This is a genomic window from Exiguobacterium sp. Helios (assembly GCF_014524545.1).
In the GTDB taxonomy this organism is placed as follows: Bacteria; Bacillota; Bacilli; order Exiguobacteriales; family Exiguobacteriaceae; genus Exiguobacterium_A.
Map to the genome: position 1 here is coordinate 2,098,413 of NZ_CP053557.1, position 21,444 is coordinate 2,119,856.

Below are 21,444 nucleotides of genomic sequence, written 5' to 3' on the forward strand. Positions count from 1 at the left end.
ACTTTACGAAAAGTGACCGTTCCCATTACTTATTGTAAACCTTCATAAAGCGAACGAACAGCTTCAAGAAGATCTGCTTGTTGAATTTCTTCTGCTTCTCCACCGCGTCGTGCTTTCAGTTCCACGATACCGTCCGGTGCTTTTTTACCTACATTGATTCTTACAGGCAGTCCAATCAAGTCTGCGTCGGCGAATTTGACGCCGGCACGTTCTTTCCGATCGTCAAAGAGAACCGAGAATCCGGCGGCCGTCAGGTCATGGTAGACCGTTTCCGCCACTTGCATTTGTTCTGCATTTTTACCGTTGACGGCAATCAAATGAACATCAAATGGTGCAATGGCTTTTGGCCAGATGATGCCGCGTTCATCGTAATGTTGCTCGACGACGGCAGACATCGTCCGCGAGACACCAATCCCGTAACAACCCATGATCAACGGTTGGGCTTTCCCGCCTTCATCAAGGAACGTAGCATTCATGCCCTCTGAATAACGTGTCCCGAGTTTAAAGACTTGTCCGACTTCGATTCCTCGAGCGAACTTGACGTGTCCTTGTCCGTCCGGTGAGAGGTCACCTTCTTCGACGAATCGTAAATCTGTGTATTCTGCTTCAAAGTCGCGGTTTGGCTCAACATGCACGTAATGCGTTTCCGGCTTGTTCGCGCCGCAAACAGAATTTGTTAATGCCCGCACTGCATAATCCGCAACAACCTTCATGTCGGCCCCAATCGGTCCGAGCGTTCCCGGTGTCGAATGGAGTGCCTGCTCGATTTCTTCATCCGTTGCCATCATAATATCGAGAGCACCGAGGTAATTCTTCAGTTTAATGTCATTGACTTCATGATCACCACGGACGAGCGCCATGACAAGACCTTCTTCCGTTTTGAAGACAACCGTTTTGATCGACTCCTGTTCCGGTAATCCAAGTACTGCACTGACAGCTTCAATTGTTTTGGCGTCACCTGTGTGAACTTCTTCTAATGCTTCTGATGCTTTATCTTGTTTCGTGTACTGATCGACCGATTCTGCCATCTCCAGGTTCGCCGCATAATCCGACTGATCAGAATACACGATCGTATCTTCGCCGATAGCAGCCAAGGCATGGAATTCATGTGTTCCACTACCGCCAATCGCACCGGAATCTGCGACGACCGGACGGAACTCGAGTCCGACACGTGTGAAGATTTTTGTATAGGCATTAAACATATTTTGATATTCTTCTTCCAAACTCTCTTGCGACGAATGGAACGAATAGGCATCTTTCATGATGAATTCACGGCCACGGAGTAATCCGAACCGTGGACGGCGTTCATCCCGGTACTTCATTTGAATCTGGAACAAGTTGACCGGTAATTTTTTATAGGAGTTCAGCTCATCACGGACGATGGACGTAATCAACTCTTCATGTGTCGCACCAAGCGCAAACCGTCGATCGTGACGGTCCGTCAAACGCATCAGTTCCGGACCGTAAATATCCCAGCGTCCGGTTTCTTCCCATAGTTCTGCTGGTTGAATAGCTGGCATCAACAATTCCTGCGCACCAGCTCCCTCCATTTCTTGACGAATGATCGTCTCGATTTTCGACAGGACGCGTTTCGCCAGTGGAAGATACGAATAGATTCCGGCTGCATTTTGACGCATAAACCCTGCCCGTAACAAAAGCTGATGACTGATGGCTTCTGCATCGGATGGTACTTCCCGTAAAGTAGGCATAAATAATTTGGATTGTTTCATGTGAGTCGTGAACCCCTTTGACTAATAATTTAAAAGAACTTCTGGATATCGTTCCATGTGACGACCAACATCAAGAGCATCAAAAGTGCAAATCCAACAAAATGGACTAATCCTTCTTTTTGCGGATCGACCGGTTTCCCGCGCAACGCTTCTAAAAACAGGAACAATAATCGGCCACCGTCTAAAGCAGGTAGTGGTAATAAGTTGAATACTGCTAAGTTGACTGAAAGCAATGCAGTCCATGTCAGCAACATGGAAAATCCGCTGTCCGCAACTTGATCCGTCATTTTGACGATTCCGACCGGACCGGATAATTGATCGACGCCGACGACACCCGTTACGAGATCTCCGACAGCTCCGACGATCAATGTCGACATCCGCCATGTTTCGGAAATACCTGTCTGTAAGGCTGTTCCAAATGATTTTTCTGTCTCATTCGTCACACCAATGATTCCAACTTTTTGATCACCTTGCTGTTGTACCTTCGGTGTGATGGACGTCGTTTGCTCCTGACCATCTCGTTCGTAGACGACGGTTGTCTTTTTTCCGGCCTGATCTTGGAACCCGGCCCGTAAATCCGTCCATTTATCCGTTTCTGTTCCATTGACGGAAACAATCCGGTCTCCTTCGACAAGACCTGCCTTATCAGCCGGAGATTCTTTTTGCACCGTTCCAATGACACTTTCTCCGGTCGGTGAACCATTATACAATGCTAAGCCGAACAAGATAACAAACGCGAGAACAAAGTTCATGGCCGGACCTGCCGCAATGGCTAGGACACGTTTGAAAACGGATTTTGATCCAAACGTTCGATCGTATGGCGCGATTTGAGTTTTGGTTTGTCCTTCGACAAGAAATGCCGTCTTCGAGACAGGGTAACGTGCCGATACTTCATCTTGTAAGGCGATGACTTCTAGCTTATGCAACAAATCAATTTTTTCGACGGTTACGACTTGATCCGCCTCCGGACGGGAAGCATCCAAATACATCGTCTCAATGATACCGTCACGAAGTCCCAAGCCGATTGTTTGCCCCGGTTTGACTTCAACGAATTCCGGTTCTTCCCCGGCCATTTTGACATATCCACCAATTGGTAACAGGCGAATCGTGTACAACGTCTCATTTTTGAAAAAAGAAAAAATTTTCGGACCAAATCCGATGGCGAATTCGCGACAGAGGATTCCTGCCCGTTTTGCCATGACGAGATGACCCCATTCATGCACGGCAACAAGTACACCGAACATCAATACGATTGATATAAAGGTCGTCATTGTTATCCCATCCTTAATTAGCGAGTGAGAGGGACGCAACAAACGCACGGGCCCAACGATCCGACTCTAAAATCTGGTCCAAAGACGGATCTTCGATGTTTTCATGTGCTTGAAGAGCCGCCTCGACGCTCGCTTCAATTTCTAAAAAGCTGATTTCCCCTTTTAAAAAACGGTCAACAGCTTGTTCGTTCGCAGCATTGAGCACGGAAGGCATCGATCCACCCGCACGTCCTGCTTCAAACGCAAGACGAAGCAATGGATAACGTTCAAATGAAGCTTCCGCAAAATTCAGGCGTCCGATTTGTTTTAAGTTTAACCGTTCTCCCCCTTTGATTTCAAGGCGGGACGGATATGTAAGGGCATATTGAATCGGTTCACGCATATCCGGCATCCCGAGTTGCGCCATAACCGCACCATCATTGAATTCGACCATCGAGTGGATGATGGATTCCCGGTGAAGGACGACATCGATTTCATCGTACGTGACATCAAACAACCAGTGCGCTTCGATGACTTCAAATCCTTTGTTCATCATCGTCGCCGAATCAATCGTAATTTTGGCCCCCATTGACCAGTTCGGATGGTTTAGCGCCTGCTCGACTGTTACGTTTGCCAACTGTTCCCGTGTTTGATCACGGAAACTGCCGCCGGATGCGGTTAAGATGATTTGTCGGACGTCTTGGCGACGTTCGCCATTCAGACATTGGAAAATCGCGGCATGTTCACTATCGACCGGAAGAATAGCGACACCTTTTTCACGTGCTTTTTTCATGACGAGGTGTCCGGCTGTCACTAGTGTTTCTTTGTTTGCCAACCCGATTGCTTTTCCCGCTTCAATGGCGGCAAGCGTAGGACGAAGCCCGACGGCACCGACGACGGCTGTAATGACGATATCCGCTTGTTCTGCTGTTGCGACAGCAATCAATCCTTCTTCACCGACGAGCACTGTTGGCGCGTAATCAAGAACAGCTTCGAGTTGTTCTTTTACTGTCTCGTCTAAGACAGCTACCAGCTCCGGACGTAAACGATTCAGCCAGGGTAAGGCAACCTCGATGTTTTTCCCGAACGCAAAGCTGACCAGTTGAAAACGGTCTGGATTTGCTGCGATGACATCTAACGTTTGGGTCCCGATTGATCCAGTTCCCCCAATGATACTAACCTGTTTCATCCTTTTTCCTCCTTATCCGAATATACCGAGTACAATCAGAACGGTAAAGACAATGATCATACTGTCGAACCGGTCAAGAATCCCACCGTGTCCGGGTAATAATGCTCCGGAATCTTTTACGCCATAATGACGTTTATACGCTGACTGGACTAAATCGCCTAATTGACCGACGACGGCAACGATCAGTGCCAACAATACGACAGTTCCGAGACCGACTGTCGGGTGAATCAGTTCAAACACCACTCCGAGTACGATCGCAAGAACGACACCACCGAGTGCTCCTTCAACTGTTTTATTTGGGCTGATGGCTGGCCACAATTTTGTTTTCCCCAGACTTTTCCCAACGAAGTAAGCACCCGAATCCGTGAACCAGATCAGTAAGATGATCAGTAAGGAAAACGTCAAACCGTTTTCAAGCAACCGAATGTACGTAAACGATGCGAATCCTATTCCGACATAGACTGCAGTCAACAGCAAAAAGGCCACATCGTCGAAGGTGAATACGTTTTTGGAGAACACTGTCCAAAATAAACCGATCAAGACAATTAACATGCCCCATGCAATCGGAGACAGCCCGAGTGACAGCGACTGTTCGCTGGCCTGTTCATACAACCCGATGAACGGAAGTAATGTTCCCGCTCCGAACAACAGGACCGGAATTGACTTGAACGACAATTGTCGCATTTTAATCAGTTCGGTATACCCGATGATTGTCAAAATTGCCATGAAAGCAAGGAATGGGAGTCCTCCTAGATAAAGCAATACTAAAAAGATGGCACCTGCCCATATTCCTGTAATAATTCGTGTTTTCATAAGATATGTCCTCGTTTAGTCAGACTCCGCCAAAACGACGCGTCCGTTGATTATAGTCTTCAATCGCCGCTAAGAACTGGTCACGCCGGAACTCGGGCCATAAGACATCTGTAAAGTAAAATTCGGCATAGGCAGCTTGCCATAATAAAAAGTTGGAAAGTCGTTGTTCCCCACTCGTACGAATGACGAGATCGACATCTGTCATCGAACCTGTCATTAATTCTTGTTCAATGACTTCGTTCGTAATCATGTCAGGCCGCAATACACCGGCTTGCACTTTTTCAGCGATTTTTTGCATGACTTGAACGATTTCATCCCGTCCTCCATAATTGAGGGCAAAAATCAACCGAAGTCCTGTATTGTCCGCTGTATCCGTTTTGGCTTGTTGAACGGCTTCCCGTGTATAAATCGGCAGACGCGAAATTTCTCCCGCCACTTCGACTTTGACGTTCCGTTCATTCAAATCTTTAAGATCCGACTCTAAAAATTGGGCCGGCAGTTTCATCAGGAAACTGACTTCTTCTTCAGGACGCGTCCAGTTTTCGGTTGAAAAAGCATATAACGTCAAACTTTTCACACCTAATTCATTTGCCGTCCGAACAACTTCCCGGACAGATTTCATCCCTTCACGATGCCCCATGATACGGGGAAGGCCTCGTTTTTTTGCCCAACGTCCGTTTCCATCCATAATAATCGCAATATGTTCAGGAACTTGTTGTTCAATTACTTCTTTAGTCTGATTTAACCATTGAAACATTTACTTCTTCCTCCCCTCGTTTAGTTTAAGAAGAAAGGGACTCTTCGTGTGACAAAGAGTCCCCAACCTGACAATATTACGTGTCATACTTCCATAATTTCTTGTTCTTTATCCGTCGCCGTTTGATCAAGTACTTTAACGAATTTGTCCGTTAATGTTTGAACGTCTTCTGTGTAACCGCGGAGGTCATCTTCAGTCAACACGCCGTCTTTTTCTTGTTTTTTCAGTTGTTCGTTCGTATCACGACGAATGTTCCGAAGAGCGACTTTTCCTTCTTCCGTGTACTTTTTGACAAGTTTCACGAGTTCTTTCCGACGATCCTCTGTCAATGGTGGAATCGCTAATCGAATGACTGTCCCGTCCGAAGAAGGAGCAAGCCCTAGGTCTGCACGTTGAATCGCTTTTTCAATTTCTGTCACCATCGATTTATCCCACGGTGTAATCAAAATCAAACGCGCTTCCGGTGTGTTGACGTTTGCGACTTGATTGAGTGGTGTCGGTGAACCATAGTAGTCCACTTGAACCGGATCAAGGATTGATACGTTCGCACGTCCTGCACGTAACGTCGCAAGTTCTTTTTTCAATGACAGATGTGCTTTCTCCATCCGTTCTTCTGCTTGTTTCATGATTGCTTGTGACATGTTATTTCCCCCTTACAAGTGTCCCGATTTCATCACCGATGACGACTCGTTTAATGTTTCCTTCTTCCATCAACGAGAATACGATGAGCGGGATGTCATTGTCCATACAAAGTGATGTTGCCGTTGAATCCATGACTTGAAGACCGTCTTTAAGAACATCCAAGTAAGATAATGTCTCAAATTTCTTCGCATCTGGATCAACATTTGGATCAGCCGAGTAGACGCCATCGACGTTGTTTTTCGCCATTAAGATGACTTCCGCCTCGATTTCAGCTGCCCGAAGCGCCGCTGTCGTATCTGTTGAGAAATACGGATTCCCTGTTCCGGCTGCAAAGATAACAACCCGTCCTTTTTCAAGATGACGCATTGCCCGACGGCGGATGTATGGTTCAGCGACTTGTCGCATTTCAATCGACGTCTGAACACGTGTTTCGACACCAACGGATTCCAGGCTATCTTGTAAAGCGAGCGAGTTCATGACGGTCGCAAGCATCCCCATATAATCGGCATTTGCCCGGTCCATCCCAAGCTCCGCTCCCGTCTTACCGCGCCAAATGTTTCCTGCACCTACGACGACTGCGACTTCTACGTTCAATTCGACTAGTTCTTTAATTTGATTCGAAATCGAATTGACAATCCCAGGATGAATTCCGAACCCTTGATCTCCTGCGAGCGCTTCTCCGCTCAATTTTAACACAATCCGGTTATATTTCGGTTGCATGACTATGTCCCCCTTGCTAAATTCCGTAAAAAAGGAACACGACCCACTTCCACACGAAAGTGGATTGAAGCATACGTGTTCCTTCTCTTGTCATCAGGAAATCCTGATTCTTATTTTTTAAGTTGGTTCATTACTTCTTCAGCGAAGTTTTCTTCACGTTTCTCCATACCTTCTCCAACTTCGAAGCGTACGAATGAAACGATTTTTCCGCCTTTAGATTCTACATATTTACCAACTTTGAAGTCTGGATCTTTGACGAATGTTTGGTCAACGAGGCAGATTTCTTCGTAGAATTTGTTCATACGACCAGCAATCATTTTCTCAACGATGTTAGCAGGTTTGCCTTCGTTGAGTGCTTGCTCTGTAAGAACTTTTTCTTCACGTGCTTTTTCTTCTTCTGTGACAGAAGAACGGTCGACGTAAAGTGGGCGCGCTGCAGCAATGTGCATTGCGATATCTTTTGCAACAGTTTCGTCTGTTGTGCCTTCGACGACGACGACAGAACCGATACGACCACCCATGTGGAGGTAAGAACCGAATGCTGCGTTGTCTTCTTTAGCGAAGAGCGCTACACGACGAAGTGAAATTTTCTCTCCGATTGTTGATGCTTCTTCTGAGATGTATGTGTCGATTGTTTTTCCTGCTTCGTATTCAGAAGCAAGTGCTGCTTCAGCCGTTTCAGAACCATTGCGGAGTACTGCGTCTGCAATGTTTTGAACGAGTGATTGGAAACGTTCGTTTTTCGCAACGAAATCTGTTTCTGAGTTGATTTCAACAAGTGCTGCTTTGTTGCCGTTAACTGCGACAGCTGTCAAACCTTCTGCTGCAATCCGGTCGCCTTTAGCTGCTGCTTTAGCGATTCCTTTTTCACGCAAGAAGTCGATTGCTGCGTTCATGTCCCCATCAGCTTCGACGAGTGCTTTTTTGCAGTCAAGCATCCCTGCACCAGTTTTTTCACGAAGTTCTTTTACCATAGCTGCTGTAATAGCCATTCGATATTCCTCCTTATAACGTCCTTATTTTCAAAAAAAAGGTGATAAAAGGTCAATTCCCTTTATCACCTGGCATCACGAATTACTCAGCGTCTGCTACTACTTCTTCAGTAGTTTCAGGTGCTACGTTATCTTCGCCTTGTTTAACTTCGAGGATTGCGTCAGCCATTTTACCAGTAAGCAATTTGACTGCACGGATCGCATCGTCGTTTGCTGGGATGACGTAGTCGATTTCGTCCGGATCACAGTTTGTGTCAACGATCGCAACGATTGGGATGTTGAGTTTGTGTGCTTCTGCAATCGCGATACGCTCTTTGCGTGGGTCAACGATGAAGAGTGCATCTGGAACGCCTGGCATATCTTTGATACCGCCGAGGAATTTCTCAAGACGAGTCATTTCTTTTTTAAGAATGATGACTTCTTTTTTAGGAAGAACTTCGAATGTACCGTTCTCTTCCATTTTTTCGAGTTGTTTTAAACGGTTGATACGTTTTTTGATTGTAGAGAAGTTCGTGAGTGTTCCACCTAACCAACGTTCGTTGATGAAGTATTGACCAGCACGGATTGCTTCTTCTTTCACAGTGTCTTGAGCTTGTTTTTTCGTACCAACGAAAAGAACGTTTCCGCCTTCAGACGCTACTTCACGGATGAAGTTGTAAGCTTCGTCTACTTTTTTAACCGTTTTTTGTAGGTCAATGATGTAGATTCCGTTACGTTCTGTGAAGATGTATTTTGCCATTTTTGGGTTCCAACGGCGTGTTTGGTGACCGAAGTGTACACCAGCTTCTAACAATTGTTTCATCGAGATTACTGCCATGATGAATTCCTCCTTTTGGGTTTTGGATGTCCTCCGCGATGATCGTTGTTCCAGCTAACCTATTAAAGGCACCGCAGCCGGCGATACATGCGTGCGTAATTAACACCGTAGACTAATATAGCATAAAGTTTAACGCCGGGCAACCTTCGTTTTCTGAGAAAGTTTAGCAATCAAGGCCACTTCTCCGGCTCCCCGGTTCAGTGAACGTGCCAATTGATCTAAATCAGCACCTTTTTCGAGTTGATCTTTAACATCCAACAGAGGCGATTCTTCCACCCGGTCGTCCGGTTTGTCTTCTTTTGAAAATACTTTGACCGGTTCAGAAGAATAATCGGGTCGCTCTGATTCTTCAGCTACAATGATTTCGCCTTTCCATTCTTGTTCGACAGGAGTCGACGGGCGGGATCTTACCTCCCCTTCCGTCAGCTCATTCACCTGTTGCATGAATTGTAACAGAATTTCTTCCGTTTCCTGCTTCTGTCGTTCAAGATGTATAACGCGGTCCTTCAAAAGCGCTTGTTGCTTAAATAATAACAAAAGACCGTAACAAATGAGTGCTGCTAGCAAAATATAAAAAAGTGTCATGGTATGTCCTTTCACATCGCGACGCGGTCAGAAAGATAAGCACTTCCTAACGCTTGTTTCAGTTTTCGGAGCGCTTTCGAATGAATCTGTGAAATTCGTGAAGTAGATAGGCCAAGTACTTCCCCGATTTCCGTCAATGTCAGTTCTTCAAAGTAAAAGAGGGACACAACGTATTGTTCCTTCTCGGACAATTGCTCCACTTCTTCGGCAAGCTTCGAAATCAGCTCGCGCATCAAAAGTGTATCCTCAGGTGTCGCTGCATCTGGATCCAGATAGGAAACGGCCATCGCTTTTCCTTCGTCTTGAAGCGTCACTGCTTCATCGATCGATAGAATATTCGCAAAATAGCTCTCAGCAAGTGCCGTCTTGACTTCTTCCGGGTTCATATCAACAATCGATGAAACTTCATCAATCGTCGGGGTCCGTTGAAGACTTTGTTCTAAAATCTCGACAGCAGCTTCGACCCGCTTTGATTTTTCCCGTAACGACCGGGGTAACCAATCAATTTTTCGTAAGCCGTCTAAAATGGCGCCGCGAATACGAAATGCTGCATACGTATCAAATTTATTATTGTGATTTTGGTCGAATTTTTGAAGAGCATCATACAATCCCATCATCCCAAGACTTTTTAATTCATCACGATCGACGCTCTTCGGAAGTGTCGCGCTGAGACGCTGAACGTGGTAGTGCACAAGAGGTTCATAATTTAGCAGTAACTGGTCAGCTACCGCTACATCACGCGTCGATAGCCATTGATTCCAAAGTTGTTGTAATTCCTCACGCATGACCATTCCTCCTCTAAATTTCCAGCGTTCCGACGTTGACTGTCCGGATGACTAACCGTCCAGTCTGAGAATGGAACTCGATCGTTCGACCATTTGTTCCACCAACGTCTTCCGCAACGAGTGGGACGTTCGCTTTTCGTAAAGCCAATTTTACCGCCGCAATATTTCGTTCACCGATTCGCATCGATTCGTGTTCATATTTAAATTGAAACATTTGTGCACCACCGGCAATTTTTGCCCGGAGACGAATTGCTCCACTATGACGAAGACGGCGTGTCAACTCGACGACGGCCGTATCGGCGAACTTTCCGATTTCCAGTGCGATATTCCGACTGATTGCCGAGTCCGGTAACATCACGTGTGCCATACTCGACAGTCCACGCTCTTGATCGTAGATAATGACACCGACACAAGAACCTAAACCAGCCGTCCGAAGAATGATTGGTTTTTGGCTGACTGCATATTCTGCAATTCCAATCCGAACGACTTCATCCATCAATATCCACACCCAATCGTTGAAAGACCGAATCAAAGGCACCTTCTTCAGGTAGTAACAATAAATGACCATTCAAATCATTACCTGAACTGGATAAACGTGTATCGATGTATACTGCCATGTTACCAAATTTTGTTGACTCAAGTAAGGCAACTTCCAAAATTGCTCCTACCATATCAAAAGCAGAGGCCGGGACCGTGACATGGACGGATAAATCCAGCCAATCGGAAATCGAGCGGGCATAAGCGCCGATTAAGATATTCCCGATCTCTTCCCATGCCGAAACACCAAGCGCATGGTGCTCCGAAAAAAATTGAAATGGCTGTTGCAATAACTGCGAAACGAGTTTCTCAGCATCCTTGAGCGGCATTAAAAATAATAAGGATGCTTTAATATCCCCAGAAAACCGAAGGAGTGCTCCTGCTGTGTAGGCTTCAGCACCTCCGACCCTCTCAATGATGGTCGAGAACCCTTCCAAGTCCGCTGAAGGGACTTCGATTTCAACCGGTTGTCCCAGCAACGTGGATAAAGCGGTTGCCGCATGTGCTGCCCCGATATTACCAATTTCTCGAAAGACATCCTGTTCCATTCGATTAAGCATGGATAATCTCTTCAAATAAACGGTTTGGTTCGAGTAAAGAGAACAGTTGGTCTTCCCCTTTAGCGATGGCTGTTAAATAGTTTGTCTCATCTTGTTTTGAATCTGCCAGCGGTTCAATCCGGACATCTGCTGCTTCAACGACTTCATTTGCACAATCCACGATGAATCCTGCATCTCCATGTTCCAGTGTTGCGATGATGATACGCGTTTCTTCTGTTTCTTCGACGGCCTCAAATCCTAAACGCGTCCGCAAATCAATCACGGGTGTAACGACTCCGCGTAAGTTAATGACACCTTTGACATAGGATGCGGCATTGGGGATACGTGTGATCGGAATGACACGTTCGATTGAACGAACCGATTGCACATCAATTCCATATGCATTTTCTTCTAATTGAAAGACGACCCATTTTTGTTCCATTCTTCATTCCCTCACTTTCGTAACAGTGCATTGCTGTCAATGATTAACGCAACTTGTCCGTCACCCAGAATCGTCGCACCTGAAATCGCACGAATCCCCTCAAGATAACTGCCTAACGGTTTCATGACGATTTCCTGTTGTCCTATCAGTTCTGAGACTATCAACCCTGCTAATTTCTCACCACTTCGGACGACGACGACAGAATAGGCATCTGCCTCCACATGTGGTAATCCGTATACTTGATTTAATGAAATCAATGGAACAAGCTGGCCACGGAAATCGAATACCTTTTCCCGGTGGGCTTGTAAAATGGCGTCCTGCTTCAGCGATGTCGTTTCAAGGATGGCTGTTAACGGGATGGCATACGTTTCTTCTCCCAACTTGACGAGCATCGCAGAAATAATCGATAACGTCAGCGGTAAACTGATTCTGAAAATCGTTCCTTCTCCGCGTTTCGTCTCGACGAAGACTTCTCCACCGAGCGATTCAATTTTCGATTTAACGACGTCCAGCCCGACACCACGACCTGATAAGTCGGTGACGGTTTCTGCCGTCGAGAATCCAGGCGCGAACAATAACATTGCCGCTTCTTCCGGCGTCAACATCGCCGCCTCTTCTTCCGTCAACAATCCTTTTTCAAGGGCGATTTTTGTCACCCGTTCCTGATTGATTCCTGCGCCATCATCTTCAATCTCAATGAAAACACGGTTTCCGGAATGATAGGCCCGGAGGGAAAGATTTCCTTCAACTGCTTTCCCGGCTAAAATCCGGTCGGCTTTGCTTTCAATTCCATGGTCGACCGCATTTCGAATCAAGTGGACGAGTGGATCCCCAATTTCATCAATGACCGTCCGGTCGAGTTCCGTTTCTGCTCCTGTAATGTGGAGCTTGATGTTTTTGCCGACATCTTTCGATACCGAACGTACCATCCGCGGGAAACGATTGAAGACTTGTTCGATTGGCATCATCCGTAACGTCAGGACCAGTGACTGCAGTTCATTTGTTCCGCGTTTAATCCGTTCAACCGTCTCCGTCAAATCAGAAGAACCGGCTTCTGCCGCAATCCGCTCGAGACGTCCACGATCGATGATGAATTCTTCAAACAGATTCATCAATCGATCAATCCGCTCGAGGTTGACACGAATCGTTTTTGCCGCAACCGGTGTTTGCGTCTCGTTCGAAGTATCCGTTGCCGGACTGACGACCGGCTTTTCAACCGGCTCAAGCAATGTCGCCGCTGCTGCTGGTTCGACCGGCACTTCGAATGGCTGAATCAACACTTGAGCGACTTCCGAAACGGCTTTGATTTCACCTTGAATGTCTTCAGCAGATTTCATCGTCACGAACAAGACATCAAAACGGGTCTCGAATTGTTCCTGTTCCAGTTCATCCGAAGTCGGATTCGACAAGATGACATCCCCGAGGTTTTGCAACCGGTCAAATACCATATACACCCGGGCTGCCTTCAAAATGACATCCGCCGATAACTCCACCGTAATGACATAGGCTTGATAACCGGAAGCCATCGATTGACGGACAACCGACTCAGAGTAGACATCACACTCAAAGTTTTTCACGACTGTTGCTGCAGGTTTGTCCGTATCCTGACCTGGTTCCGAATCCGTATTGATAAACTGTTTCAAACGAACGACGGTTGTTGCTACATCCAGCTTCCCGGTACCACCTTGACTGATATCCTCGACCATCGTTTCTAACTGTTCAGCTGCGACAAATAGTACATCAATTAATTCGGGTGTAGCAGGTTGTGTCTTCGAACGGACTAAATCAAGTGCACTTTCCATTTCGTGTGTTAAATCGGCAATGGCATCATACCCCATTGTTCCGGCCATCCCTTTTAAAGTATGAGCGGATCGGAAAATTTGATCGATAACGGCTTCATCGTCGAGTCGTTGTTCAAAAATCAGCAAACTCGAGTTAATGGCTTGTAAATGTTCAATCGATTCATCAAGAAACAATCCTAAATATTCATTTAAATCCATGGAACGTATCCTCCTTTATGGTTAGCGGACACGGCTATGCCGTTTTTTCAAACGATTCAGTAACCGGTCTAAAAATTTCTGTTCCTGGACCTGAAGTCCTGTCAGCGATGTCGTGATATGATCAAGTCGCCAACTGACATCACTCGTCCGATCAAATACATAAAATGGTCGTTGGGCTTTGACTGCCTTCATGACAGTCGGATCATCCGGCAAAAAACCGACGAAGCGCAACGATTTTCCCAAAAAGTTCTGACTGACCTGTTGTAGCCGGTCAAACGTTTCAAGCGCTTCTTGTCCGTTCGTTGCCCGATTGACGATGACAGCGACAGGAAGTTCATTTGCATGGTGATGCGCAAGTTTGACGAAAGCATATCCGTCCATGATCGACGTCGGTTCAGGCGTCACGACCAGCCATGCTTCATCCGCACTACTGATGAAATCAAAAGTCTGATGTGTCGCTCCGGCACCTAGATCAAGTAAGACGAAATCATATTCATAGAAAAACCGAAACTCGCTCATCATGAATTCGACATCATGATCCGTCAGATCCATCAGTTCTGTGAATCCGCTCCCGCCATGAATGAAATGCAGATCCGGCGTCGCTTCGACGACCGCTTGGGTCAAGGGTGACCGTTCCTTGACACAATCCATTAATGAAACTTTCGACGATTTTCCGAGTAGCACACCGACATTCGCCATACCGATGTCCAAATCAATGATTAATACTTTTTTAGCTTGCAACGATAACGCGACACCCAGATTCACCGCGACATTCGTTTTTCCGACCCCACCTTTACCGCTGACGATGGCAATGGTTTTGGTCTGCCGTACGGAAACTTTTGATCTTAACGCTCGTGCCTGATCCTCTGGCATCATCTTAACCCTCTTTCTACAATCATTCGGGAAACTTCTGCACTTGTCGGCCAGATGATGTCTTCAGGTACTTCTTGTCCGGTCGTCAGACAAAACACAGGCAACTGTGTCTTTTTCGTAAGTCCGTAAATCGACCACAAATCTGTTGTCTCATCGGCTTTGGTAAAAATGAATCCGGACAACGGTACTTGATCGAACCGTTGTTGAATCTGTTCTAAATCGCGGTACTTCGACGTTAAGCTGAGTACAAGAAATACATCTGTCTCTGAAAAATCATGCCGCTTTTTTAACTGTTCGACATAACCCGCGTCAAGAAAATTTCTTCCCGCCGTGTCGATTAGGATAACGTCACAGTCGGATAAGTCGACTTTCGCTTGTTCGAATTCTTGTAAATCATAGGCGACGTGTAACGGAATATCGATGATGTCGGCATAAGTCCGTAATTGTTCGATGGCTGAAATCCGATATGTATCCGTCGTAATCAATCCAACGGTTTGTTGTTTCGTGAGACGGTAATAAGCAGCCAGTTTGGCAAGGGTCGTCGTTTTTCCGACTCCCGTTGGTCCGGTCACCATGATGAAACGGGAAGTTGCCGTCGTGACTTGAATAGGAGCAGTCACAGTCGTGATGAAGGCTTGTTCGACCTGTCTCACATCATTGGTCTTGTAGTAAGTTGACACTAATAAATCATAGAGTGCCTCCGCTTCATGTTGCAGGGCAGGTTCAGCGAGCAAGACTTCGTATGAGCTAAGCGCTTCCGGCAACCGCCGTGAACTGAACGAGACAATCTTCGGGCTAAGCGGCTCCATCATTGATGGGTGACTTTGAACGACTGATTTAGTTGGTTGTAGCTCATCCGAGACCCGTTTTACAGGCTGTGTTGTTTTTTCGACCGGATGTTCTTCGACTGAGGCGACGAGCTCCACTTTTTTTTGTGCAAACAAGCCGAACAAACCGCCCACTTTGATCTGCCGTGTGTTCAAAATGATGGCATCATTTCCTAAGTCTTGTTTAACCAGTTCCATCGCTTCGCTGACAGAATTTGCGATAATTCGTTTTACCATCATGTGTTAAATCACCCCAATACTCTTGACTTCAATGGTCGGAATCAGTTCGTTATAAGACAGAACAGGCACATCCGGGAAATAACGTTCTGTTAATTGACGAACAAACATCCGAATACTTGGCGATGCCAAAACGATTGGCTGAGCTCCGTATCGTTCGAATTCTGCCGTCAATTCATTTAGTGACTCGATGAAACGTGTTGCCTTATCCGGATCAAGCGCCAAATAATTGCCGAACTCCGTTTTTTGAATCGCTGACTGGATCTCCATCTCCAGTTCACTCGATACCGTCACAACGTGTAAGACGTCTCCTTGTAAGACTTGTTCCGTAATTTGTCGAGCCAATGCTTGACGGACATATTCAGCCAACAAATCACTATCTTTCGTCACGGCAGCATAATCGGCCAATGTCTCAAAGATGAGCGGTAAGTTTCGAATCGAAATTTTTTCTTTTAACAACTGCACGAACACTTTTTGTAGCTCGCCGATCGACAACAATTGTGGTGTCACTTCGTCGACTAAAATCGGATGCGATTCCTTTAAATGATCAACCAGTTGTTTTGTCTCTTCCCGACCGAGTAAATCGGCCGCGTGTTTTTTCAGAAGCTCTGTCAAATGTGTTGCGACAACAGATGGCGGGTCGACGACTGTATAGCCGGACATCTCTGCTCGGCTTCTCGTCCGTTCGTCAATCCATAAGGCCGGCATCCCAAACGCGGGTTCAACCGTCTCGATACCTTGGATTTCCGGATCATCCACTCCCGGACTCATTGCCAGGTAATGATCGAGTAACAGTTCGCCGGTTGCCATCTCACTTCCACGGATTTTTATCCGGTAGTGGTTCGGTGGAAGTTGCAGATGGTCACGAATCCGGACTGTCGGTAAGACGAATCCAAGTTCAAGTGCCAACTGTCTCCGGATCATGACGACCCGGTCGAGTAAATCCCCACCTTGTGCTTCATCTGCGAGCGGGATCAAACCATAGCCAAATTCAAACTCAATTGTATCGACGTTCAAGAGGGAAATGACCGATTCGCTAGATCGCAGATTTTCAGTTGGTGCTTCTTCGACAGCCACTTCTTCTTGTGCTGCTTTTGACGTTCGTGTCAATCGCCAAGCGAAGAAAGCCGCTGCAGCCGCGACAGGAATCGTCACGTAATCGGGAATTGCTGTAAAGAGTCCTAGCAGGAAGATTGCACCGGCTCCAATCATGACGAGGAGCGGTGTCCGTGAGAGCTGACCGATGATGTCTTCTCCTAAGTTACCGTCAGAAGTCGAGCGGGTAACGATGATTCCGGTTGCAACAGAAATCAATAAGGCCGGGATTTGACTGACAAGACCGTCACCGACGGTTAACAGCGTATACAGCTTGACAGATTCCCCCATTGGTAACCCTTGTTGCACGACACCGATGATCATTCCGAAAATCAAGTTGATGATGACGATGATGATTCCGGCAATCGCGTCTCCTTTGACGAATTTCGAAGCTCCATCCATTGCTCCGTAAAAATCGGCTTCCGATTGAATTTTTTGGCGGCGTGTCCGGGCCTGTAATTCGTCAATCATACCGGAATTCAAATCGGCATCAATCGCCATCTGTTTTCCGGGCATGGCATCAAGCGTAAAACGGGCCGACACTTCCGATACCCGCTCTGATCCTTTCGTGATGACCAAAAACTGAATCAATACGAGAATCAAGAAGACGACGAATCCAACCAGGGCGTTTCCGCCGACAACGAAACTACCAAATGCTTCAATGACTTCTCCACCGTTCCCGTTCGAGAGAATCGCACGGGTCGTCGAGACGTTCAATGCCAATCGGAACAAAGTCACAATCAGTAAGAGTGTCGGGAAAACGGAAAATTCCAATGCTTCTTTCGCGTTCATTGCGACAAGTAAGACCATTAAGGCAATTAAAATATTGATGATAATGAGAAAATCGAGTAAAAATCCTGGCAGTGGAATGACGAGCATGAAGACAATCATAATGACGCCTAGCAGGACAGATAAATCTCGTGTTGAAATAGTCATGATGCTTCATCCTTTCATTTCGCTTGTTTCATTTGATAGACAAAGGCGAGTGTTTCAGCGAGTGCCTGATAAAATGATTCATCCACTGCCATTCCTATTTCTGATTTTGCGAATAATGCTCGTGCGAGCGGTCTATTTTCAATAATCGGGATCTCAGCTGCTGTCGCCTTCTCCCGAATCCGGAATGCGACAGCATCCACTCCCTTGGCGACGACAATGGGTGCGGCATGTTTGCCGTCATCATATTGAATCGCTACGGCGTAATGGGTCGGGTTCGTAATGACAACATCGGCATTCGGTATTTCTTGCATCATCCGCCGCATCGCCATCTCCCGTTGTTGCTGTTTAATTTTCCCTTTGATTTGCGGGTCACCTTCCGTATTCTTATGCTCATCCTTTAAGTCTTGTTTACTCATCCGAATCGACTTTTCAAAATCAAATTTTTGATATGCAAAATCTAGTACAGCAAGGACAATCAACGCAATACTGACCGAAATCCCTAACAGGAACGTCAGATGACCGATAATCGCCAAGGCGTCACCAATCGGTTCTGACGTCAAACGTGAAATTTCTACTTTGTTATTCCATAAGACAGTTCCGCTCGTCACACCGATGACAAGTAATTTAAAAACAGATTTTAAGAATTCAATTAATGCTTTCATGCTGACGATTCGTTTGACGCCTTGCAACGGATTGATCCGGTCGAGTTTCGGTTGAATCGATTCGGTGCTAAGCAATGCTCCGATTTGTACAAAATTCCCTAAAATGCCGATGACGACAGCCGTCAGAAAGAATGGTGCAACAAGAATACTCATTTGGACCAGCATTTCAATCATGACTTCCTGGACGCGTCCTTCTTCGACAGCGACTAAAACCGTTTGGGCGCTCAGCCCATCTTCTAATACCATGACGAACCGTTTCCCTAAAAACGGACCAAAGAAAAATAGAATCAAGAACATTCCGAACAACATCAAACTGCTCGTTAAATCAGCCGACTTTGCGACCTGACCTTTTTTCCGAGAGTCATCACGTTTTCGGGGTGATGCCTTTTCCGTCTTTTCGCCCGCAAAATACTGGAGGTCAAGCGTTAATGTGTATTTTTTCATCTCAACCTCCTAGTAATTGAATCGCATCGGACAGTACGTTTTGTAATAAGGGAACAAATCGGGAAATCCCGGTAATGGTCGCTCCGGCGAGTAAAAACAAAATCGCATAACCCATCAATAACTTGACGGAAAATCCAATCGCAAAAATATTGAACTGGGGTGCGGTTTTCGCTAAAAAACCAAGCGCCAAATCGACTAAAAACAAGGCAACCACAAGTGGCATCGCCATTTGAAGAGCCGTGAGCATCGCGAGCCCGACGACACGAACGACTAAGCTCATGCCGGCTTCTCCGGAAACGTTAATCGCACTGCCGGGCGGAAAGATTTTAAAACTCGTATAGATGCCATCCAGTAAAATCAAATGCATATCTGACGCCAGCAGCACGAGCAGTGTCAACATGTAAAAAAATCGACCGACGATCGGCGATTGACCACCAAACATCGGATCATATGCGGAAGCCATCGCCAGCCCCATCTGTAAATCAATGATTGATCCGGCCATTTGTGGCGCATACAGTAAAAAACTGGCGAGCAAACCGAGGGCGAGCCCAATGATGACTTCTGTTCCCATTCGAAAAAAGAAATCGATGTCATCGACTTGAACCGTTGTCTTGACCGCGTAACTGGCAAAATAGGCAAGTCCTGCAGCAATTGCCAACTTATGCTGAGCGGGTAACTGCTTCGATGAAAACAAAGGAGCAGCCACTAAAAATCCAACAAGTCGGCCAAATACAAGTAAAAAAACACTGACAAAGGACAGTAACGTCATTTTCGCGAAACCTCGGCAATCTGTTTGAAGATTTCAATCGTAAACGTTTTGAGTTCTTCCATGATCCATGGTCCAAAAAAGACGAGTGCTAAAAAAACGGCAACAATCTTCGGAACAAACGATAAGGTCTGCTCTTGAATTTGAGTCGTCGCCTGCAAGATGCTGACGAGAAGTCCAACGACGAGTGAGACGAGCAAGAGCGGAGCTGACACCTTTAACAAGGTCCAGACGGCCGAACTGGCTAATTGAATAATCATTTCCTGCGTCATGTCGTCCCTCCCTATCGCATGCTGACGAGTAGTGATTCGACAATCAAATGCCAACCATCTACTAAAATGAACAATAATAATTTAAACGGTAAGGCAATCATGACCGGTGGTAACATCATCATCCCCATCGACATCAAGACACTCGAAACGACCATATCGATGACGAGGAACGGAATGAAAATCATAAATCCGATTTGAAACGCCGTCTTTAACTCACTGATGGCATAGGCCGGTACTAACGCGACGAGCGGAATATCTTCCACCTTCTCGGGCTTCTCGTAATTGCCATACTTCAAAAACAGTTCTAAGTCATTGCTCCGCGTGTATTGAGACATAAAACGTTTCATCGTTCCTCCGGCTTGATCAAAGGCTTCCTCTTGACTGATTTTGTCGTCCATGTACGGTTGTAATGCCGTCGTGTTCAATTCTGTTAAAATAGGTGCCATAACGAACAATGTGATGAATAACGCCAGTCCGACGAGCAGTTGGTTAGGCGGTGTTTGTTGTGTTCCTAAAGCAGAACGAACAAAGGATAAGACGACGATGACGCGTGTGAAACAAGTCATCAAAATCAGTAACGACGGTGCTAATGATAAAAGCGTAAGTAAGACCAGTAATTTGATGGAAGTCGCCGTCCCGGACGGCGTATCCAAGGAAATCAAGTTTTCAATCGTCGTCATGACCGTCCTCGTTTCTTCTGGAACTGATCGAGCTGTTGCTTAAATGATTCCAGAAACGGGGATGCGGCTGACGGATGTGGTAGGCTGTCGGATGTATCCGTTGCTAACCATTCGTCGTCTTCTTCAATCGTATCAAGCAGTTCAACGTTCTGACCGACACCGACAACATAAATCTTACCGTGAACCCTCACGAGCTGAACGGATCGATCTTTGCCAAGCGGGACACCACCGAGATGCGACAGTCGGCTCGATTGACGGACTCCCTTTGTCCGTTCATTGATGAAACGGACGGCAAGAAGGAATCCACCAATCAAAACTGCGAGTGTCACGACGATTTTTACGACCGTGACGACTGTCGATGACCCGTCGACCTGTTGTGTTGTAGGTTCATTTTTCTTAGATGGGTTGAGCTTCTCTTCCACTGTTTCGGCACCGACCTGATGCGTCAGCAGGAACAGGAGAAGACAGGTCAAACAGGTCAGTCTTCTCATGATGAAATGGTTTTCGAAACGGCTTCGAGTACACGGTCTGCCTGGAACGGTTTAACGATGAAGTCTTTTGCTCCGGCTTGAATCGCATCGATGACCATCGATTGTTGTCCCATTGCAGAACACATGATGACTTTGGCAGCCGGGTTAAAGGCTTTGATTTCTTTTAATGCTGAAATCCCGTCCATTTCCGGCATCGTGATATCAAGTGTGACGAGATCCGGCGCTAACTCTTTATATTTCGAAACTGCTTCACGTCCGTTTTCCGCCTCACCGACGACGTCATAGCCGTTCTTCGATAAAATTTCCTTAATCATCATTCTCATGAAAGCTGCATCATCTACAATCAAAACTTTTGCACTCATC

The 21,444-nt window shown here is 46.3% G+C and carries 24 protein-coding genes; all 24 read right to left on the reverse strand.

The features are described from left to right. Positions 1-29: 29 nt before the first annotated feature. On the reverse strand, positions 30-1,730 hold the full coding sequence (locus tag HNY42_RS11005) for a proline--tRNA ligase (protein WP_188004500.1): 1,701 nt from the start codon (positions 1,728-1,730) through the stop codon (positions 30-32). Between the two features lie 29 nt (positions 1,731-1,759). Then, entirely contained in the window at positions 1,760-3,001 is a 1,242-nt protein-coding gene (gene rseP / locus HNY42_RS11010; protein ID WP_188004501.1) for an RIP metalloprotease RseP, read from the reverse strand. Positions 3,002-3,014: 13 nt separating this feature from the next. Next, on the reverse strand, positions 3,015-4,169 hold the full coding sequence (locus HNY42_RS11015; protein ID WP_131502569.1) for a 1-deoxy-D-xylulose-5-phosphate reductoisomerase: 1,155 nt from the start codon (positions 4,167-4,169) through the stop codon (positions 3,015-3,017). A gap of 12 nt (positions 4,170-4,181) precedes the next feature. Further along, on the reverse strand, positions 4,182-4,982 hold the full coding sequence (locus HNY42_RS11020) for a phosphatidate cytidylyltransferase (RefSeq protein WP_131502570.1): 801 nt from the start codon (positions 4,980-4,982) through the stop codon (positions 4,182-4,184). A gap of 19 nt (positions 4,983-5,001) precedes the next feature. Beyond that, complete coding sequence (locus HNY42_RS11025; protein WP_131502571.1) at positions 5,002-5,739, reverse strand: undecaprenyl pyrophosphate synthase; 738 nt, start codon at positions 5,737-5,739, stop codon at positions 5,002-5,004. An 83-nt stretch (positions 5,740-5,822) separates the two neighbouring features. Next, positions 5,823-6,380: a ribosome recycling factor gene (frr, locus tag HNY42_RS11030; RefSeq protein WP_114595519.1), complete on the reverse strand. Its 558-nt coding sequence runs from the start codon at positions 6,378-6,380 to the stop codon at positions 5,823-5,825. A 1-nt stretch (position 6,381) separates the two neighbouring features. Next, positions 6,382-7,101, reverse strand: a complete 720-nt coding sequence (pyrH, locus tag HNY42_RS11035; RefSeq protein ID WP_026828033.1) for a UMP kinase — start codon at positions 7,099-7,101, stop codon at positions 6,382-6,384. A gap of 110 nt (positions 7,102-7,211) precedes the next feature. Then, on the reverse strand, positions 7,212-8,093 hold the full coding sequence (tsf, locus tag HNY42_RS11040) for a translation elongation factor Ts (RefSeq protein ID WP_114595518.1): 882 nt from the start codon (positions 8,091-8,093) through the stop codon (positions 7,212-7,214). 82 nt (positions 8,094-8,175) lie between these two features. Next, positions 8,176-8,910, reverse strand: coding sequence for a 30S ribosomal protein S2 (rpsB, locus tag HNY42_RS11045; protein WP_012370721.1), 735 nt, complete (start codon positions 8,908-8,910; stop codon positions 8,176-8,178). A gap of 129 nt (positions 8,911-9,039) precedes the next feature. Beyond that, positions 9,040-9,495 (reverse strand): hypothetical protein, encoded by a 456-nt coding sequence (locus tag HNY42_RS11050; RefSeq protein ID WP_188004502.1) that lies wholly within the window; start codon positions 9,493-9,495, stop codon positions 9,040-9,042. 11 nt (positions 9,496-9,506) lie between these two features. Beyond that, complete coding sequence (locus HNY42_RS11055) at positions 9,507-10,280, reverse strand: FliA/WhiG family RNA polymerase sigma factor (protein WP_114595516.1); 774 nt, start codon at positions 10,278-10,280, stop codon at positions 9,507-9,509. Positions 10,281-10,293: 13 nt separating this feature from the next. Continuing rightward, a complete protein-coding gene (locus HNY42_RS11060; protein ID WP_131502573.1) occupies positions 10,294-10,776 on the reverse strand; it encodes a chemotaxis protein CheD in 483 nt (160 codons plus the stop codon). Continuing rightward, a complete protein-coding gene (locus HNY42_RS11065) occupies positions 10,769-11,377 on the reverse strand; it encodes a chemotaxis protein CheC (protein WP_114595514.1) in 609 nt (202 codons plus the stop codon). The genes HNY42_RS11060 and HNY42_RS11065 overlap by 8 nt, the downstream gene beginning before the upstream one ends. Beyond that, the gene (locus tag HNY42_RS11070) at positions 11,370-11,798 is read right to left on the reverse strand and encodes a chemotaxis protein CheW (RefSeq protein WP_026828027.1); all 429 of its coding nucleotides are present in this window, start codon (positions 11,796-11,798) and stop codon (positions 11,370-11,372) included. Before HNY42_RS11070 ends, HNY42_RS11065 begins: the two co-directional genes overlap by 8 nt. Positions 11,799-11,809: 11 nt before the next feature. After that, positions 11,810-13,798: a chemotaxis protein CheA gene (locus tag HNY42_RS11075; RefSeq protein WP_188004503.1), complete on the reverse strand. Its 1,989-nt coding sequence runs from the start codon at positions 13,796-13,798 to the stop codon at positions 11,810-11,812. 21 nt (positions 13,799-13,819) lie between these two features. Then, positions 13,820-14,674, reverse strand: a complete 855-nt coding sequence (locus tag HNY42_RS11080; RefSeq protein ID WP_131502575.1) for a MinD/ParA family protein — start codon at positions 14,672-14,674, stop codon at positions 13,820-13,822. Then, positions 14,671-15,738, reverse strand: a complete 1,068-nt coding sequence (locus HNY42_RS11085) for a flagellar biosynthesis protein FlhF (RefSeq protein WP_188004504.1) — start codon at positions 15,736-15,738, stop codon at positions 14,671-14,673. The genes HNY42_RS11080 and HNY42_RS11085 overlap by 4 nt, the downstream gene beginning before the upstream one ends. A gap of 3 nt (positions 15,739-15,741) precedes the next feature. Further along, the gene (gene flhA / locus HNY42_RS11090) at positions 15,742-17,766 is read right to left on the reverse strand and encodes a flagellar biosynthesis protein FlhA (RefSeq protein ID WP_131502577.1); all 2,025 of its coding nucleotides are present in this window, start codon (positions 17,764-17,766) and stop codon (positions 15,742-15,744) included. Positions 17,767-17,780: 14 nt separating this feature from the next. Further along, entirely contained in the window at positions 17,781-18,872 is a 1,092-nt protein-coding gene (gene flhB / locus HNY42_RS11095; RefSeq protein WP_131502578.1) for a flagellar biosynthesis protein FlhB, read from the reverse strand. 1 nt (position 18,873) lies between these two features. After that, positions 18,874-19,641 (reverse strand): flagellar biosynthetic protein FliR, encoded by a 768-nt coding sequence (gene fliR, locus HNY42_RS11100; protein ID WP_188004505.1) that lies wholly within the window; start codon positions 19,639-19,641, stop codon positions 18,874-18,876. Further along, the gene (fliQ, locus tag HNY42_RS11105) at positions 19,638-19,910 is read right to left on the reverse strand and encodes a flagellar biosynthesis protein FliQ (protein WP_012370733.1); all 273 of its coding nucleotides are present in this window, start codon (positions 19,908-19,910) and stop codon (positions 19,638-19,640) included. The genes fliR and fliQ overlap by 4 nt, the downstream gene beginning before the upstream one ends. Positions 19,911-19,921: 11 nt before the next feature. After that, positions 19,922-20,590, reverse strand: a complete 669-nt coding sequence (fliP, locus tag HNY42_RS11110; protein ID WP_114595506.1) for a flagellar type III secretion system pore protein FliP — start codon at positions 20,588-20,590, stop codon at positions 19,922-19,924. Continuing rightward, positions 20,587-21,063 (reverse strand): flagellar biosynthetic protein FliO, encoded by a 477-nt coding sequence (locus HNY42_RS11115; protein ID WP_251138584.1) that lies wholly within the window; start codon positions 21,061-21,063, stop codon positions 20,587-20,589. Before HNY42_RS11115 ends, fliP begins: the two co-directional genes overlap by 4 nt. Before the next feature lie 14 nt (positions 21,064-21,077). Next, on the reverse strand, positions 21,078-21,443 hold the full coding sequence (locus HNY42_RS11120; RefSeq protein ID WP_026828018.1) for a response regulator: 366 nt from the start codon (positions 21,441-21,443) through the stop codon (positions 21,078-21,080). Between the last annotated feature and the right edge of the window lies 1 nt (position 21,444).

Bases quoted from the DNA above. Each gene is read 5' to 3' on its own strand.
- HNY42_RS11080 (WP_131502575.1), bottom strand. From the start codon at position 14,674: ATGATGCCAGAGGATCAGGCACGAGCGTTAAGATCAAAAGTTTCCGTA.
- HNY42_RS11015 (WP_131502569.1), bottom strand. From the start codon at position 4,169: ATGAAACAGGTTAGTATCATTGGGGGAACTGGATCAATCGGGACCCAA.
- HNY42_RS11055 (WP_114595516.1), bottom strand. From the start codon at position 10,280: ATGCGTGAGGAATTACAACAACTTTGGAATCAATGGCTATCGACGCGT.
- HNY42_RS11065 (WP_114595514.1), bottom strand. From the start codon at position 11,377: ATGCTTAATCGAATGGAACAGGATGTCTTTCGAGAAATTGGTAATATC.
- fliQ (WP_012370733.1), bottom strand. From the start codon at position 19,910: ATGACGCAGGAAATGATTATTCAATTAGCCAGTTCGGCCGTCTGGACC.
- HNY42_RS11120 (WP_026828018.1), bottom strand. From the start codon at position 21,443: ATGAGTGCAAAAGTTTTGATTGTAGATGATGCAGCTTTCATGAGAATG.
- pyrH (WP_026828033.1), bottom strand. From the start codon at position 7,101: ATGCAACCGAAATATAACCGGATTGTGTTAAAATTGAGCGGAGAAGCG.
- frr (WP_114595519.1), bottom strand. From the start codon at position 6,380: ATGTCACAAGCAATCATGAAACAAGCAGAAGAACGGATGGAGAAAGCA.
- tsf (WP_114595518.1), bottom strand. From the start codon at position 8,093: ATGGCTATTACAGCAGCTATGGTAAAAGAACTTCGTGAAAAAACTGGT.
- HNY42_RS11020 (WP_131502570.1), bottom strand. From the start codon at position 4,982: ATGAAAACACGAATTATTACAGGAATATGGGCAGGTGCCATCTTTTTA.
- HNY42_RS11070 (WP_026828027.1), bottom strand. From the start codon at position 11,798: ATGGAACAAAAATGGGTCGTCTTTCAATTAGAAGAAAATGCATATGGA.
- flhB (WP_131502578.1), bottom strand. From the start codon at position 18,872: ATGAAAAAATACACATTAACGCTTGACCTCCAGTATTTTGCGGGCGAA.
- HNY42_RS11005 (WP_188004500.1), bottom strand. From the start codon at position 1,730: ATGAAACAATCCAAATTATTTATGCCTACTTTACGGGAAGTACCATCC.
- rpsB (WP_012370721.1), bottom strand. From the start codon at position 8,910: ATGGCAGTAATCTCGATGAAACAATTGTTAGAAGCTGGTGTACACTTC.
- HNY42_RS11050 (WP_188004502.1), bottom strand. From the start codon at position 9,495: ATGACACTTTTTTATATTTTGCTAGCAGCACTCATTTGTTACGGTCTT.
- rseP (WP_188004501.1), bottom strand. From the start codon at position 3,001: ATGACGACCTTTATATCAATCGTATTGATGTTCGGTGTACTTGTTGCC.
- fliR (WP_188004505.1), bottom strand. From the start codon at position 19,641: ATGACGTTACTGTCCTTTGTCAGTGTTTTTTTACTTGTATTTGGCCGA.
- HNY42_RS11025 (WP_131502571.1), bottom strand. From the start codon at position 5,739: ATGTTTCAATGGTTAAATCAGACTAAAGAAGTAATTGAACAACAAGTT.
- flhA (WP_131502577.1), bottom strand. From the start codon at position 17,766: ATGACTATTTCAACACGAGATTTATCTGTCCTGCTAGGCGTCATTATG.
- HNY42_RS11060 (WP_131502573.1), bottom strand. From the start codon at position 10,776: ATGGATGAAGTCGTTCGGATTGGAATTGCAGAATATGCAGTCAGCCAA.
- HNY42_RS11085 (WP_188004504.1), bottom strand. From the start codon at position 15,738: ATGATGGTAAAACGAATTATCGCAAATTCTGTCAGCGAAGCGATGGAA.
- HNY42_RS11075 (WP_188004503.1), bottom strand. From the start codon at position 13,798: ATGGATTTAAATGAATATTTAGGATTGTTTCTTGATGAATCGATTGAA.
- fliP (WP_114595506.1), bottom strand. From the start codon at position 20,590: ATGACGACGATTGAAAACTTGATTTCCTTGGATACGCCGTCCGGGACG.